This is a genomic window from Caulobacter sp. SSI4214 (assembly GCF_012184455.1).
Lineage (GTDB): Bacteria > Pseudomonadota > Alphaproteobacteria > Caulobacterales > Caulobacteraceae > Caulobacter > Caulobacter vibrioides_E.
Map to the genome: position 1 here is coordinate 1 of NZ_SZWJ01000104.1, position 13,382 is coordinate 13,382.

A 13,382-nucleotide genomic window follows, 5' to 3' on the forward strand; every position below is an offset into this window, starting at 1 on the left:
CGCGGCCCGCCTTCCCGTCGACGGCGTACATGTCGGCCAGTCCGACATGGCGTGCAGGGACGCGCGCAAGCTGATGGGCGATCGGATGGTGGGCGTCACCTGCCACGACAGCCGACACCTGGCGATGGAGGCCGCCGACCTGCTGGAGGCGGTGGTCGACGCGGCCGCCGGCTTGACGGGCGAAGGCCCCGCCCATCTCCGCTTCGCGGCGGCTTGGGGACTGGACGCGGACGGCGCGGATCTGGTCCGCCGGACCCTGGTCCTGCTGGCGGACCACGAGCTCAACGCCTCGACCTTCGCGGCGCGGGTGGCGGCCTCGACCGGGGCGTCGCTGTCGGCGGCCTGTCTGGCGGGGCTGTCGGCCCTGTCCGGACCCTTGCACGGCGGCATGGCCGCGCGGGTCGAGGCCTTCGTCGAGGAGGCCGAACGTCGCGATCCGTCCCAGGCCGTGTCGGCGCGGCTGGCGCGCGGCGCGGCCATGCCGGGCTTTGGTCATCCGCTCTATCCGGACGGCGACCCGCGCGCGGCGGCGCTGCTGTCGGCCTTTACGGCGCCCGCGCTGCTGGCCGAGCTGAGGACGACGACCGAGACGGCCACCGGGCTCTCGCCCAATATCGACTTCGCTCTGGTGTCTTTGGCGCGGACCTTGAAACTGCCGCCCGACGCGCCGTTCATCCTGTTCGCCACGGCCCGCAGCGCGGGCTGGATGGCTCACGCCATCGAGCAGCTGCAGACCGGACGGCTGATCCGGCCGAGGGCGCGGTACGTGGGTGAGGTCCCCGGCGGCTGATTCCGGACCGGCCGCCGCGAGCCCTACTCCCCCTCTTCGTCATCGTAGCCGACCAGGCGCAGCGCTCGGGCCGGCAGCCCTTCCAGCGCGCACCAACGCTCGAGGGCCTCCTCCCGCCCGTGGGTGATCCACACCTCGCCGGGACGCAGCTCGGCCAGGGTCCCCGTCAGCTCGTCCCAGTCGGCGTGGTCCGACAGGATCAGGGGCAGCTCCACGCCCCGTTGTCGGGCGCGGGCCCGCACCCGCATCCAGCCCGAGGCGAAGCAGTCGACCGGATCGGGAAAGCGCCGCGACCAGCGGTCGGCCATGGCCGACGGCGGCGCGATGATGATTTGGCCGGCGAAGGCGTCCTTGGGACCCGAGGCGGTGGCGGGCGCCAGCGGGCCCAGCGCCACGCCGTGCGCTTCGTAAAGGGCGTTCAGCCGCTCCAGCGCGCCGTGGACGAAGATCGGCCTGTCCCAGCCCGCCTCGCGCAGCAGCCGGATCACGCGCTGAGCCTTGCCCAGCGCGTAGGCCCCGACCAGATGACAGCGCTCCGGGAACTGTTCGACCGAGGCCAGCAGGCGCCGGATCTCGCCAGCGTCGTCAGGGTGGCGGAAGACGGGCAGGCCGAACGTCGCCTCGGTGATGAAGACGTCGCAAGGGACGGGCTCGAACAAGGCGCAGGTCGGGTCGCGCCGGCGCTTGTAGTCGCCGGAGACCACCATGGTCAGGCCCTTCCAGCGCACGACCGCCTGGGCCGAGCCCAGCACATGACCCGCCGGAACAAGGGTCACCTCCACACCGTCGCGAACGAAGGTTTCGCCATAGGGAACGGGCTGACGGCGGCCGGCGAAATCCTCGCCATAGCGGACCGCCATGATCGCCAGCGTTTGCGGCGTGGCGACGGCGACGCCGTGGCCGGCGCGGGCGTGGTCCGAATGGCCATGGGTGATCACCGCCCGGTCCACGGGGCGGACCGGGTCGATATAGAAGTCGCCCGGCGGGCAGTAGAGGCCGCCCGGTCGGGGACAGAGGAGATCTTCGGGCTTGATCACGTCTGGATAAGACAACGCAAGAGGCGCTAAGCCTATCCCCATGAGCGACAACGAACAGACGCGAATGATCGCCACGGCGATGAACGAGGGAAGCCCCCAGGCGCGCGCCCTCGGCTTTTCCACCTTGGAGATCGGCGAGGCGACCGCGATCCTGAAGGTCCCTTATCGGCCCGAGATCGTCGGCGATCCGGAGACGGGCGTCATCGCCGGCGGCGTGGTCACCACCCTTCTGGACCACGCCAGCGGCCAGGCCGTTCACGCGGCGCTGACGACCTGGGTGTCGATCGCCACCCTGGACCTGCGCATCGATTACATGCGCGCCGCCGAGCCGGGACTGGACGTCTTCGCCCGGGCCCATTGCTACAAGCTGACCCGCTCGGTCGCGTTCGTGCGGGCCGTGGCCTACGACCGCGACCCGAACGATCCGGTGGCCGCCGCCCAGGCGACCTTCATGCTCGACAGCAGCGCCGGCAAGAAGCCGGGCGCCAACCTCAAGCCGCCGCGCGACGCGGGCGCCAAGACCGGAGGGGTCGACTGATGGCCGACGAGGACACCCGCCTGGTCTCGATGCTGGAGTCGATCCCCTACGCCCGCTTTCTCGGGATAAAGGCCGAGCTGGCTGGGGACGAAATGACCGCCGTCCTGCCCTTCGCCCAGCACATCGTCGGCAATCCGATGCTGCCCGCCATTCATGGCGGAGTGTTGGGGGCCTTCATGGAAATGACCGCCCTGGCTCAGCTGTCGGTCGCCGCCCCGATGAAGCGCCAGCCGCGCACGATCGACGTGTCGATCGAGTATCTGCGCTCGGGCAGGCCGCTGACCACCTATGCCCGCGCGACCATCAAGAAGCTGGGCCGCCGGATCGCCAACGTCCATGTCGAGGCCTGGCAGGAGACCCGCTCGGCCCCAATCGCGACCCTGCGCGGCCTGTTCCTGGTCGCGCCCAGCGAGGAGTGATGGTGAAGCCGTCGCGGAAGGGCGGAAAGGCCGTGGCCAAGGCCGAGCTGCCCGAGAAGCTCTGCGCGGTCTGCGGTCGGCCCTTCACGTGGCGGAAGAAGTGGGCCAAGGATTGGGATGCGGTCAGATATTGTTCTGACCTGTGTCGATCACGAAAAATTACACCCTCGTAATCCGAATTGAGCGCGGTAACGTTCTTTAAATTGGCGTAATGAAGCAAAGGTAACGTGCGATAGGCCAAGGTCGCGCCTATATCCCCGATCGCCGGACGCCAAACGGGCGCCGGAGGAAAAGAACAGGGATCAAGACCATGACCATGAAGACCAACGCCGTCGCCGGCCTCGCCTCGCTCGTTCTCGCGGTTCTGCCGCTCGTCGTGATCGCCGGCTCGCTCGCTTCGAGCCTGTAAGTGATCGCCGCTTAACCTCCGTCGCGGCCCGCTCGTTTCCAGAGCCGGCCCGACGGAGATGGCGATCCCGAGGTCGCCCGAAGACCAAGAAAAACAAGACTTTCAGGCATACAGAGACTTGGCCGTCCGATGCAGGATGGCGTGGCGGGCTGCCAGACGATCGATATCCGCGTCGTAGCCGCCGCCGATGACCCCGACCACCGGGATCTCTCTGTCTAGACAAGCGCCCAGGACATAGGCCTCTCGTCGCTCCAGACCCGCGTCGGTCAGCGACAGTCGGCCCAGCTTGTCGTCCGCGTGGGGATCGACCCCCGCATTGAAAAACACGATGTCCGGCCGGACGCTGGAGAGCAGCGCCGGCAGGATGTCCGCCAGCTTCGCCAGATATTCGGCGTCGCCCGTGGCGTCGGCTAGCTCGACGTCGAGGTCGCTGACGGCCTTGCGATGCGGGAAGTTCTTTTCGGCGTGCATCGAGAAGGTGAAGACGCTGGAATCGTTCTCGAAGATCCGCGCCGTGCCGTCGCCCTGGTGGACGTCGAGATCGACGACCAGGGCCTTTCCGATCAGTCCTTCCGCCAGCAGCCGTTTGGCGGCCACCGCCACGTCGTTGAATACGCAGAAGCCGGCCCCGCTCTCGGCGCAGGCGTGATGGCTGCCCCCGGCCGTGTTGCAGGCGATCCCGCCCTCCAGCGCCAGCCGGGCCGCCAGAAGCGTGCCGCCGGTCGCCGCCCGCGCCCGGATCGCGACGCTGTCGGTGTTGGGCATGCCGATCCGCCGCACGACGTCGGCGGGCAGGGACAGCTCGATCACGCCCCGGACATAGTCCTCGGTATGGGCTAGCAGCAGGGTCTGGATATCGATGGGTTCTGGCCTGGCGAAGCCTTCCGGACCCGGCACGCCCTCGACCTCCAGCACGGTCGCCAGGCGCGAGAATTTGTCCATTGGAAAACGATGCCCGGCCGGCATTTCGGCGCGAAAGGCGGGGTGGTGGATGATGGGCGGGGCGCGCGACATCGCTTCACGATGGGGAGCGCGACCGCCTGACGCAAGGTGACGACTTGCGGCAGCGCACACGGAAGCTTATCGCACTGCGTCATGCAGACGACTGAGAACCTCGCCGACATTCTGGACCTTGAGCCGATCGAGGTGAACCTGTTCCGGGGGATCAGCCCGAACGACGGCTTCCCGCGCATCTTCGGCGGGCTGGTGATCGCCCAGGCCCTGCTGGCGGCCTACAGGACCGTGCCCGAGCGGGTCTGCCACTCGCTGCACGCCTATTTCATCCGGCCCGGCGACGTCACCGCGCCCGTGCTCTACGAGGTGGAGCGCGCCCGCGACGGCGGCACCTTCACCACGCGCCGCGTCGCCGCCATCCAGCACGGCGAGCAGATCTTCAACCTAGCCGCCTCGTTCCAGACGCCCGAGGAGGGCTTCGAGCACCAATCGGAGATGCCGGCCGCGCCCGATCCGGAGAGCCTGCCCACCGAGGTCGAGTTCCTGAAGGGCCTGGGCGACCAGATCCCGCCGAAGATGCTGGCCATCGCCTCGCGGCCGCGTCCGGTCGACATCCGCTGGGAAGATCCGCAGAACCCGGTCGCCCCGGTCAAGAAGCCGGGCGTCAAGAATGTCTGGATGCGGGCCAAGGCCCCGCTGGGCGACGACATCAAGATGCAGCAGGCCGCCTTGGCCTACGCCTCGGACATGGCCTTCATGGAAAGCGCCCTGCGCCCGCACGGCCTGATCTGGTCGACCCCGGGCCTGCAGGGGGCCAGCCTGGACCACGCCATGTGGTTCCACCAGCCGTTCGACTTCAACAATTGGACCCTGTTCGCCCAGGACAGCCCCGCCGCTTCGCACGGCCGCGGCCTGGTGCGCGGCCAGATGTTCAGCCAGGACGGCAAGCTGCTGGCCAGCGTGGCTCAGGAGTGCCTGATGCGGGTACGGAAGTAGAACGACAAAGGGCGCGGCCAAGGCCGCGCCCTATTCGACAGTCTCGGTTGCTTGTTATCGCCTCCGAGACCCGCCACCCTCTCAAGGAAGGTGGTCTCAAAGCCCGATGCCGGGGCAGAGCGGGTTCAATAGAGAGATGAGTCTTCAGAGGTGAATTGTCAACTCACGAAGGCTTAACGCGCAGAGGACGGCTTTCCTGATTTCCTTCAACTGATCGCCATTGGCGTGAGGATAGATGTAACGGCGCTTGCCTTGTGCATCCCGCCCAATGCCGATGGGCGAAAGTCTGCCGTAGCCAACCGTGGCCAACATGTCGCACTTCGCCCATTTGCGATCACCCGGCCAGGGCTTCGGCAGAGGACGGGCGAAAGTCATCTCGCAATGATAGTCTTGGGGCTCATCGGGAGCTGTCGTGCTTAACGGTACGACCGTGCACAATCCGTCGCGTCGACGAAGGCGCGGCGTGATCACGACGCATAGCCTTCGCTTAACCATTTCCGGTTCCCGGAAGCCCGTATCGTAGTCACAAACCAGGAGGGCGCCTGGCGCGGGATGGTAGCTGAGCGTCATAATGCTCAACCATGACGCAATGTCGCGTGCGTTCAAAGACCGTTCAAATCGATTCAATCTTCGCCGCGCCCGCCGCCGCCAGACCGCGCAGCAGCGAGGCGACATGCATGCCGTTGGTCAACTCGCCGGCCAAAGCCATTCGCAACGCCTCAGCGGCCGGGACCCAGAAGCTTTCGATGCGCTCGGCTGGGTCATCCTTTGGCTCAGCTACGCGAGTAACGTCACGCGCCAGGACGATGTGCGAACGATTGGCGTGGTTGGCTGGGTTGACCCGACTGCCGCCGATCAGGGTCAGCGTACCGACGCAGCCCGCCTCTTCCATCAGTTCGCGCGCCGCTGTGACCAATGGGTCCGTCTCGCCAGGATCGACCCCGCCGGCCGGCAGCTCGGTGGCGAAGCCGCCCAGCCCGTGCCGGTACTGACGTATGAGCAAGACGTTGTCGTCCGCGTCCAGCGCGACGACTTCGACCCAGTCGGGATATTCCAGAACATAGTAGGGTGCGATCACCGCGCCTTCGTCGGTGACGCAGTCGTCGGCGCGCAGGTGGATCCAGCGGTCCTGGTGAACGACGCGCGAAGCGGTGACGCGCCACTTTCCGTCCGACATCGCCGGTAGCTCCCTCGCGGAGAATTAGTCGCGGTCGCCCAGCTCTTCCTCAGCGGGACCTTCGGCCTCGCCCACCAGGGCGGGCGGGTCGGCCAGGATCAGACCTTCGCCGATCTTGACCTCGGGAACAGCCGCCCGCGTGAACGGCAGATACCAGGTTGGGCCGCCCAGGTCCGGGGTGATCTCGAGAATGTCGCCGGCGCCGAAATTCTGGACGCTCTTCACGCGGCCCAGCAGGACGTTCGTGGCGATATGGCGAACGGAAAGGCCCACCAGGTCGGTCAGATAGAATTCGTCCTCGTCGGGCTCGGGCAGGGCCGAGCGGGGAACGTAGAGGCGAAGGCCGCGCAGGGCGTCGGCGGCTTCCTTGCTGTCGATGCCGGGACAGCGGCAGATGACGCCGTCCTTGGTCGGCCGGGCCGAGGCGATGGTTAGGGCGGGCGAGCCGTCCTGCCGCTTCAGCGTCTTGAAGGCGGCCAGGTTCATCGGCGCCTCGGTATAGGTCGAGATCCGCACCTCGCCGCGCACGCCGAAACCGCCGGCCACGCGGCCGACCAGGATCAGAGGGTCTTGGGGAGGCGAGGCCATGGTCCGGACAGAGTCGCGCCGCCGATCCGCAAGGGACCGGCGGCGCGGATACCCCGATTAGCCTTCGGCGGCTTCTTCGGCCGGAGCCTCGGCGGCCGGAGCTTCCTCGGCCGGAGCCGCGGCAGCCGCGGCGGCGGCTTCGGCGGCGGCGGCCTTTTCAGCCTCGGCGGCGGCCTTGGCGTCTTCCTCGGCCTGACGGCGCTCTTCTTCACGCTGGGCGCGTTCGGCCAGACGCTCTTGCGCCTTCTTGCCCGGCTTGCCCTTTTCCGGGTTGTTGCCGGCGGTCCAGGTGGTCAGGCCTTGGGCGGCCAGGAAGCGGGCGACGCGGTCGGTCGGCTGGGCGCCCTTCTTGAGCCACTCTTGGATCGACTCGACCTTCAGGGTGACGCGGTTGGCGTCGTCCTTCTTGAGGAGCGGGTTGTAGGTGCCGACCTTCTCGATGAAGCGGCCATCGCGCGGCGAGTGGCTGTCGGCGACGACGATCGAGTAGTACGGACGCTTCTTGGCGCCGCCACGGGCGAGACGGATCTTCAGCATTGCGGTAGTCCTTGGTCTAAAGTTCTATTTCTTGAACGGGTTGAAGCCGGGCAGGCCCAGGCCGGAGAGAGGATTGGGCTTGGCGTCGCCGCCGCCCCCGAGACCCGGCAGGCCGGGCAGCCCCGGGAGGCCTTGGCCCCCCGCTGCGTTGGGATCGACGGCGGGCATCTTGCCGCCGCCCATGTTCTTGAGGCGGGCCATGTCGCCGCCGCCCATCATCTGGGCCATGCGGGCCAGGCCCTTGCCGCCGTCCTTGGACATGGCCTTGAACATGTCGGCCATCTGGCGGTGCTGCTTGAGCAGGCGATTGACCTCGGCCACGTCGACCCCGGCGCCGGCCGCGATGCGGCGCTTGCGCGAGGCGGCCAGGATGTCGGGCTTCTTGCGCTCTTCCTTGGTCATCGAGCTGATGATCGCCTGCTGGCGACGGAAGATGCTGTCGTCGATCCCGCTTTCCGAGATCTGCTTCTTGACCTTCTGGACGCCGGGCAGCAGGCCCATGATGCCTTCCATGCCGCCCAGCTTCTGCATCTGCTTCAGCTGAGCCGACAGGTCGTCGAGGTCGAACTTGCCCTTGGCCAGCTTCTTGGCCATGCGCTCGGCTTCGGCGTGGTCGAGGTCGGCCGCGGCCTTCTCGACCAGGGCCACGACGTCGCCCTGGCCCAGGATCCGGCCGGCGACGCGGCGGGCGTCGAACACGTCCAGCTGGTCGATCTTCTCGCCGGCGCCGAGAAACTTGATCGGCAGGCCGGTGACGTGGCGCATCGACAGCGCCGCGCCGCCGCGGCCGTCGCCGTCCGCCCGGGTCAGGATCAGGCCGGTCAGCGGCAGGCGCTCGTGGAACGCCTTGGCGGTGCGGACGGCGTCCTGACCGGTCAGGCTGTCGGCGACCAGGATGGTCTCGGACGGGTTGGCGATGCGGGCGACTTCCGCCGCCTCGCTCATCATCGCCTCGTCCAGCGTGGTGCGGCCGGCGGTGTCGAGGATCAGGACGTCGTAGCCGCCCAGCTTGGCGGCCGAGACGGCGCGCTTGGCGATGTCGACGGCGCTCTGGCCGGCGACGATCGGCAGGCTCTCGACCCCGACCTGCGTCGCCAGCAGCGCCAGCTGCTCCATGGCGGCTGGGCGACGGGTGTCGAGCGAGGCGACCAGCACCTTCTTGCGCTCGGTCTTGGACAGGCGCAGGGCGAGCTTGCCCGTGGTGGTCGTCTTGCCCGAGCCCTGCAGACCAGCCATCAGAATGATGCTGGGCGGGTTCAGCGCCAGGTTCAGGCCGGTCGGAACGTCGCCGCCCAGCATGTCGACCAGACCGTCATAGACGATCTTGACCACCTGGTCGGCCGGCTTGACCGAGCGGATGACCGCCTCGCCCGAAGCCAGCTCCTTGGCCTTGCTGATGAAGTCCTTGACGACGGGCAGGGCGACGTCGGCCTCGAGCAGGGCGACGCGGACCTCGCGCAGCGCCTCGTCGATGTCCTTTTCGGACAGCACGCCGCGACCGCCGAGGCGTTCGAAGACGCCGGAAAGTCGCTCTGTAAGGCCGTCGAACATGTCGAACCCTGTTAAATCCCCAAGCATGACGGACGTCATGCTCGACTCCTTAAGACTCCGCCTGCTCGCGAGCAGGCGGTGGCCAAACGCCATCAGCCCCCGTGGACGATCACGTCGACGGGGGTCCTCGCCGTCCTCGTCCGGATGGGTCCTGCGCTAACAGGCCGGGGTCGTGACGGTGGAGGCGCTGCTGATAAAGCGCCGGAAGCCGGGGCTTATGCACAAATTTCGGGAAGGAGTCAAAAGAGACCCACCACATCCGATCTCCCCGGCGAAAGCCGGGGCCCAGATGGACGAGCGCTGGGGTGGGTTCCATGCGCTCCGCGTTCATCCAACCAGTCCAAACGCCATGGGATCTGGGTCCCGGCTTTCGCCGGGAAGATCGGAGTATGGGAAGGATCAGGCCGTCCCCAGGAAATCGCGCTTGCCGACCTCGACGCCGTTGTGGCGCAGGATCGCGTAGGCGGTGGTGATGTGGAAGAAGAAGTTCGGCATCGCCTGACCCTGGAAATAGGCCAGGCCCTTGACCACGCTGGTCTCGCCGCGACGGGTCAGGGTGATGTCGCGATCCTCCGCGCCGTCGAAGGTGGCGGGGTCCAGGCCTTCGACATAGGCGATGGCGCGGTCGATGCGGGCGATCAGCTCGGCGAAGCTGGTTTCGACGTCGTCCCAGGCCGGAACCTCCTGGCCGGCCAGGCGCGCGCAGCAGCCCTTGGCGAAGTTGGTGGCGATCTGGACCTGGCGGATCAGCGGGAACATGTCGGGATAGAGCCGGGCCTTCAGCAGGGCTTCGGGATCCCAACCCTTGGTCTCCACGTGGGTCGCGGCCTTGATCAGCACGCCTTTCAGCCCCTTCAGGCCCTGGATGAAGACGGGCGCGCTGGCCTGGTGGATCGAGATCGACATGGGAAGCTCCGGGAAGACGAGACGCGCCTAGATAGGGGAGCCATGTGACGCCCGAAAGCGGAACGGTCGGTGGAAGCTGTGGGTTTTAGGGGCTCGGATTCCCAAATCGCGAGGTTCGCCATGAAAGTCAGCGACGCCATGACCACCCAGGTCTCGATCGCCCGCCCGTCCGACACGATCCGTCAGGTCGCTGAGACCATGGCCAAGATCGACAGCGGGGTCGTCCCGGTGGTCGACGACGGCAAGGTCGTGGGCCTGGTCACCGACCGCGACATCGTCCTGCGCGTCGTCGCCGAGGGCCGCAGCTTCGACAGCGCGGTGTCCGAGGTGATGTCGGACGGCGAGGTGCTGAGCGTGAAGGAGGACGACGTCCTGGCCGACGCGACGGCCAAGATGGCCAATAATCAAGTCCGCCGCCTGGTCGTGCTGAACGACGCCGGCGCGCTCAGCGGCATCCTCTCGCTCGGCGACGTGGCCAAGGATTACGGCGCCAAGCAGGTCGGCAAGACGCTGGAGGAGATCTCGCAGGAGCCGGGCGAGGCGGCTCACTAAAGTCACCGTCTCCCGTCGGGAGAAGGCGGGACCCGCGCCGCAGGTGTGGGGGGATGAGGGGCTATCGCGGTCGACGTTGAAGACCTTTGTCCCTCCCATCCCGGCTTTCGCCGGGACGGGCCCCGCCCTCTCCCAAAGGAGAGGGCATCAAAGAAAAAGGGCGGCCCAGCGAGGAGCCGCCCTTCGTCATTCATGCATCGAAAGTCGCTTAGACCAGCGACCCGTCGATCGCCTTGCAGGCTTCCATCAGGCCCTTCACCGACTCGACGGACTTGGCGAACATGGCCTTCTCGGCGTCGTTGGTTTCGAACTCGACGATCTTCTCGGCGCCGCCGGCGCCGATGACCACCGGCACGCCCACATAGAGGTCGTTCAGCCCGTATTGGCCGGTCAGGTAGGTGGCGCACGGCAGGACGCGCTTCTTGTCCTTCAGGTACGAGGTCGCCATGGCGATGGCGCTCTCGGCCGGGGCGTAGAAGGCCGAGCCGGTCTTCAGCAGAGCGACGATCTCGCCGCCGCCCTTGCGGGTGCGCTCGACGATGGCGTCCAGCTTGTCCTGCGTCAGCCAGCCTTGCTTGACCAGTTCCGGCAGCGGCAGGCCGCCGACGGTCGAGTGACGGACCATCGGGACCATGTCGTCGCCGTGACCGCCCAGGGTCCAGGCGTGGATGTCTTCGACCGACACGCCGGTGGCCTCGGCCAGGAAGTAGGCGAAGCGGGCCGAGTCGAGGACGCCGGCCATGCCGATGACCTTTTCCTTCGGCAGGCCCGAGAACTGCTGCAGGGCCCAGACCATCGCGTCGAGCGGGTTGGTGATGCAGATGACGAAGGCGTTCGGGGCGTGGGCCTTGATGCCCTCGCCGACGGCCTTCATGACCTTCAGGTTGATGCCCAGGAGGTCGTCGCGGCTCATGCCCGGCTTGCGCGGCACGCCGGCGGTCACGATGCAGACGTCGGCGCCGGCGATGTCCTCGTAGGCGTTGGCGCCCTTCAGCGCGACGTCCTTGCCGAACACGGCCGAGGCTTCGGCGATGTCGAGGGCCTTACCCTGCGGGGTGCCTTCGGCGATGTCGAACAGGATCACGTCGCCCAGCTCTTCGCGAGCGGCGATGTGGGCCAGGGTGCCGCCGATCATGCCGGCGCCGATAAGGGCGATCTTCGCGCGAGCCATGGGGTCTCCATCAAGGCTGTGGACAGTGGAATGTCGCGGCGCGGTCTAGACCCGTAGCGGCCCGGCCTCAAGTCCTCTTTCCCGTTTCGCTGCGCTGCGGCAAAGATGGCTGAACGACGATAAGGAGAGCGGCCGATGAGCAAGACCGACCCGGGACGTTTCTTCGAGGATTTCCGCCTGGGCCAGCGGCTTGTCCACGCCACGCCCCGGACGATCACGGCGGGCGACGTCGCGCTGTACACGGCGCTTTACGGCCCTCGGTTCGCGCTGTTCTCGTCCGATGAGTTCGCCCGCGCCCACGGTCTGTCCGGCGCGCCGGTGGACCCGCTGATCGCCTTCCATGTGGTGTTCGGCAAGACGGTGCCCGACATCAGTCTGAACGCCGTGGCCAACCTGGGCTACGCCGAGGGGCGGTTCCTGGCGCCGGTCTTTCCCGGCGACACCCTGAGCGCCGTCTCCGATGTGATCGGGCTGAAGGAGAATTCCAACCGCAAGACCGGGGTCGTCTATGTCCGCACGACCGGGACCAACCAACGCGGCGAGGCGGTGCTGAGCTATGTGCGCTGGGTCATGGTCCGCAAGCGCGACGCGGAAGCCGAGGTCGCCGAGCAGGCTGTTCCGACCTTGTCGTCCGCCGTGGCCCCGGCCGATCTGGTCCTGCCGCCGGGCCTCGATTTCGCCGGCCATGACTGGGCGCTGGCCGGCGCGCCCCACGCTTTCGAGGACTATGAGATCGGCGAGAGGATCGACCATGTCGACGGCATGGCGGTCGAGGAGGCCGAGCACCAGATGGCGACGCGTCTCTGGCAGAACACCGCCAAGGTCCACTTCAATCAGTTCGAGCGGGCCAAGGACCCGTCCGGCAAGCGCCTCGTCTATGGCGGGGTGGTGATCTCGACGGCCAAGGCGCTGTCGTTCAACGGCCTGCAGAACGCCGGCCTGATCCTGGCCATCAATGGCGGCCGGCACGTCGCGCCGTTCTTCGCCGGGGCCACGGTGTTCGCCTGGAGCCAGGTGCTGGACAAGGCCGACCTCGGCCCCGCTGGGGCGCTGCGTCTGCGGCTGGTGGCGACCAAGGACCGGCCGTGCGGAGACTTCCCCGACAAGGACGGGGAGGGGACCTACGATCCGGCCGTGATCCTCGACTTCGACTATTGGGCGGCGATTCCGAAACGTGGCTGATTTCGTTCTCGATCCGGCCTTCGTCGCTACGTCGCACAGAGTCGTTGACCTGCCGCTCTGCGAGGCGCGGTTGCAGGACGACGCGCGCTATCCGTGGCTGGTTCTGATCCCGCGCCAGGCGGGCCTGCGCGAAATCGAGGACCTGGACGCCGCCGATCGCCGCCAGTTGATGGAGGAGACCGTCCGGGCGGGGGCCGCCGTCCGGGCGATCGGAGCGCGGCTCGGCTTGGCTGTCGACAAGCTGAACGTCGGCGCCCTGGGCAATGTCACCGCCCAGCTGCATGTCCACGTGGTGGGACGAGGCCGGGGCGATCCGGCCTGGCCGGGTCCGGTGTGGGGTCACAGTCCCGCCGTCGCTTACCGCGCCGAGGCGCTCACCGCCGCCATCGAGGCGGCGCGCGACGCGCTTTCGGTTTAGGCTCGGACCCTAGCGCCGCCTCTTCTTCGCGCCGCCCTTCTTGCCGAGGCTGGCCTTGCCCCGGTGGCCGGCGGCGGCCTTGGCGTGATGACCGCCCTTGCCGTGTTTCAGCGTCGCCCCGCGTCCGGCCTTGCGGGCGGCGGCCGCGCAGCGGGCC

Annotated in this window: 18 protein-coding genes and 1 pseudogene; 10 read left to right on the forward strand and 9 right to left on the reverse strand. The window is 67.8% G+C overall.

Annotated features, from left to right (window positions below):
* A pseudogene (locus tag FCU40_RS23115) lies at positions 1-139 on the forward strand (thiamine phosphate synthase); the annotation flags it as partial.
* Positions 125-790, forward strand: a complete 666-nt coding sequence (locus FCU40_RS20085; protein ID WP_241693664.1) for a citrate synthase — start codon at positions 125-127, stop codon at positions 788-790. The pseudogene FCU40_RS23115 and the gene FCU40_RS20085, both read left to right, overlap by 15 nt.
* Before the next feature lie 23 nt (positions 791-813).
* Here the strand turns inward: FCU40_RS20085 and FCU40_RS20090 are convergent, their stop codons facing one another.
* Complete coding sequence (locus FCU40_RS20090; RefSeq protein WP_168077343.1) at positions 814-1,842, reverse strand: ligase-associated DNA damage response exonuclease; 1,029 nt, start codon at positions 1,840-1,842, stop codon at positions 814-816.
* 25 nt (positions 1,843-1,867) lie between these two features.
* On the opposite strand from FCU40_RS20090, the gene FCU40_RS20095 reads away from it, so the two are divergent.
* The 4 genes from FCU40_RS20095 to FCU40_RS20110 all read left to right on the forward strand — a co-directional run bounded on the left by FCU40_RS20095 (position 1,868) and on the right by FCU40_RS20110 (position 3,193).
* Positions 1,868-2,365 carry a PaaI family thioesterase gene (locus FCU40_RS20095; protein WP_004617193.1) on the forward strand — a complete coding sequence of 166 codons (498 nt, stop codon included), beginning with the start codon at positions 1,868-1,870 and terminating at the stop codon, positions 2,363-2,365.
* A complete protein-coding gene (locus FCU40_RS20100; RefSeq protein ID WP_004617192.1) occupies positions 2,365-2,784 on the forward strand; it encodes a PaaI family thioesterase in 420 nt (139 codons plus the stop codon). The genes FCU40_RS20095 and FCU40_RS20100 overlap by 1 nt, the downstream gene beginning before the upstream one ends.
* Positions 2,784-2,957 carry a DUF2256 domain-containing protein gene (locus tag FCU40_RS20105; RefSeq protein WP_168077344.1) on the forward strand — a complete coding sequence of 58 codons (174 nt, stop codon included), beginning with the start codon at positions 2,784-2,786 and terminating at the stop codon, positions 2,955-2,957. The genes FCU40_RS20100 and FCU40_RS20105 overlap by 1 nt, the downstream gene beginning before the upstream one ends.
* A gap of 137 nt (positions 2,958-3,094) precedes the next feature.
* Entirely contained in the window at positions 3,095-3,193 is a 99-nt protein-coding gene (locus FCU40_RS20110) for a hypothetical protein (protein ID WP_004617191.1), read from the forward strand.
* A 102-nt stretch (positions 3,194-3,295) separates the two neighbouring features.
* Here the strand turns inward: FCU40_RS20110 and FCU40_RS20115 are convergent, their stop codons facing one another.
* Positions 3,296-4,207: a histone deacetylase gene (locus FCU40_RS20115; protein ID WP_168077345.1), complete on the reverse strand. Its 912-nt coding sequence runs from the start codon at positions 4,205-4,207 to the stop codon at positions 3,296-3,298.
* Positions 4,208-4,288: 81 nt separating this feature from the next.
* Between FCU40_RS20115 and FCU40_RS20120 the strand changes: the two genes are divergently transcribed.
* A complete protein-coding gene (locus tag FCU40_RS20120; protein ID WP_168077346.1) occupies positions 4,289-5,143 on the forward strand; it encodes an acyl-CoA thioesterase II in 855 nt (284 codons plus the stop codon).
* A 144-nt stretch (positions 5,144-5,287) separates the two neighbouring features.
* Here FCU40_RS20120 and FCU40_RS20125 read toward each other — a convergent pair whose 3' ends face one another.
* The 6 genes from FCU40_RS20125 to FCU40_RS20150 all read right to left on the reverse strand — a co-directional run bounded on the left by FCU40_RS20125 (position 5,288) and on the right by FCU40_RS20150 (position 9,902).
* Positions 5,288-5,818 (reverse strand): type II toxin-antitoxin system PemK/MazF family toxin, encoded by a 531-nt coding sequence (locus FCU40_RS20125; RefSeq protein WP_342672570.1) that lies wholly within the window; start codon positions 5,816-5,818, stop codon positions 5,288-5,290.
* Positions 5,757-6,320, reverse strand: coding sequence for an NUDIX hydrolase (locus FCU40_RS20130; RefSeq protein WP_168077350.1), 564 nt, complete (start codon positions 6,318-6,320; stop codon positions 5,757-5,759). Before FCU40_RS20130 ends, FCU40_RS20125 begins: the two co-directional genes overlap by 62 nt.
* A gap of 24 nt (positions 6,321-6,344) precedes the next feature.
* Positions 6,345-6,908, reverse strand: coding sequence for a ribosome maturation factor RimM (gene rimM, locus FCU40_RS20135; protein ID WP_004617187.1), 564 nt, complete (start codon positions 6,906-6,908; stop codon positions 6,345-6,347).
* A 57-nt stretch (positions 6,909-6,965) separates the two neighbouring features.
* Positions 6,966-7,445 (reverse strand): 30S ribosomal protein S16, encoded by a 480-nt coding sequence (gene rpsP / locus FCU40_RS20140; RefSeq protein WP_168077352.1) that lies wholly within the window; start codon positions 7,443-7,445, stop codon positions 6,966-6,968.
* A gap of 24 nt (positions 7,446-7,469) precedes the next feature.
* Positions 7,470-8,996: a signal recognition particle protein gene (gene ffh, locus FCU40_RS20145; RefSeq protein ID WP_168077364.1), complete on the reverse strand. Its 1,527-nt coding sequence runs from the start codon at positions 8,994-8,996 to the stop codon at positions 7,470-7,472.
* Between the two features lie 399 nt (positions 8,997-9,395).
* The gene (locus tag FCU40_RS20150; RefSeq protein WP_168077354.1) at positions 9,396-9,902 is read right to left on the reverse strand and encodes a DUF1993 family protein; all 507 of its coding nucleotides are present in this window, start codon (positions 9,900-9,902) and stop codon (positions 9,396-9,398) included.
* Between the two features lie 120 nt (positions 9,903-10,022).
* Here FCU40_RS20150 and FCU40_RS20155 point away from each other — a divergent pair, with 120 nt between their 5' ends.
* Entirely contained in the window at positions 10,023-10,454 is a 432-nt protein-coding gene (locus FCU40_RS20155; protein WP_168077356.1) for a CBS domain-containing protein, read from the forward strand.
* A 208-nt stretch (positions 10,455-10,662) separates the two neighbouring features.
* Here the strand turns inward: FCU40_RS20155 and mdh are convergent, their stop codons facing one another.
* Positions 10,663-11,625, reverse strand: coding sequence for a malate dehydrogenase (gene mdh, locus FCU40_RS20160; protein WP_168077358.1), 963 nt, complete (start codon positions 11,623-11,625; stop codon positions 10,663-10,665).
* Positions 11,626-11,760: 135 nt separating this feature from the next.
* Between mdh and FCU40_RS20165 the strand changes: the two genes are divergently transcribed.
* Both FCU40_RS20165 and FCU40_RS20170 read left to right on the forward strand, forming a co-directional pair.
* On the forward strand, positions 11,761-12,807 hold the full coding sequence (locus FCU40_RS20165; RefSeq protein WP_168077360.1) for a MaoC family dehydratase: 1,047 nt from the start codon (positions 11,761-11,763) through the stop codon (positions 12,805-12,807).
* Complete coding sequence (locus tag FCU40_RS20170) at positions 12,800-13,225, forward strand: HIT domain-containing protein (protein WP_168077362.1); 426 nt, start codon at positions 12,800-12,802, stop codon at positions 13,223-13,225. The genes FCU40_RS20165 and FCU40_RS20170 overlap by 8 nt, the downstream gene beginning before the upstream one ends.
* The last annotated feature ends 157 nt before the right edge of the window (positions 13,226-13,382 follow it).

Bases quoted from the DNA above. Each gene is read 5' to 3' on its own strand.
- FCU40_RS20085 (WP_241693664.1), top strand. From the start codon at position 125: ATGGAGGCCGCCGACCTGCTGGAGGCGGTGGTCGACGCGGCCGCCGGC.
- FCU40_RS20095 (WP_004617193.1), top strand. From the start codon at position 1,868: ATGAGCGACAACGAACAGACGCGAATGATCGCCACGGCGATGAACGAG.
- FCU40_RS20100 (WP_004617192.1), top strand. From the start codon at position 2,365: ATGGCCGACGAGGACACCCGCCTGGTCTCGATGCTGGAGTCGATCCCC.
- FCU40_RS20105 (WP_168077344.1), top strand. From the start codon at position 2,784: ATGGTGAAGCCGTCGCGGAAGGGCGGAAAGGCCGTGGCCAAGGCCGAG.
- FCU40_RS20110 (WP_004617191.1), top strand. From the start codon at position 3,095: ATGACCATGAAGACCAACGCCGTCGCCGGCCTCGCCTCGCTCGTTCTC.
- FCU40_RS20115 (WP_168077345.1), bottom strand. From the start codon at position 4,207: ATGTCGCGCGCCCCGCCCATCATCCACCACCCCGCCTTTCGCGCCGAA.
- FCU40_RS20120 (WP_168077346.1), top strand. From the start codon at position 4,289: ATGCAGACGACTGAGAACCTCGCCGACATTCTGGACCTTGAGCCGATC.
- FCU40_RS20125 (WP_342672570.1), bottom strand. From the start codon at position 5,818: ATGTCGCCTCGCTGCTGCGCGGTCTGGCGGCGGCGGGCGCGGCGAAGA.
- FCU40_RS20130 (WP_168077350.1), bottom strand. From the start codon at position 6,320: ATGTCGGACGGAAAGTGGCGCGTCACCGCTTCGCGCGTCGTTCACCAG.
- rimM (WP_004617187.1), bottom strand. From the start codon at position 6,908: ATGGCCTCGCCTCCCCAAGACCCTCTGATCCTGGTCGGCCGCGTGGCC.
- rpsP (WP_168077352.1), bottom strand. From the start codon at position 7,445: ATGCTGAAGATCCGTCTCGCCCGTGGCGGCGCCAAGAAGCGTCCGTAC.
- ffh (WP_168077364.1), bottom strand. From the start codon at position 8,996: ATGTTCGACGGCCTTACAGAGCGACTTTCCGGCGTCTTCGAACGCCTC.
- FCU40_RS20150 (WP_168077354.1), bottom strand. From the start codon at position 9,902: ATGTCGATCTCGATCCACCAGGCCAGCGCGCCCGTCTTCATCCAGGGC.
- FCU40_RS20155 (WP_168077356.1), top strand. From the start codon at position 10,023: ATGAAAGTCAGCGACGCCATGACCACCCAGGTCTCGATCGCCCGCCCG.
- mdh (WP_168077358.1), bottom strand. From the start codon at position 11,625: ATGGCTCGCGCGAAGATCGCCCTTATCGGCGCCGGCATGATCGGCGGC.
- FCU40_RS20165 (WP_168077360.1), top strand. From the start codon at position 11,761: ATGAGCAAGACCGACCCGGGACGTTTCTTCGAGGATTTCCGCCTGGGC.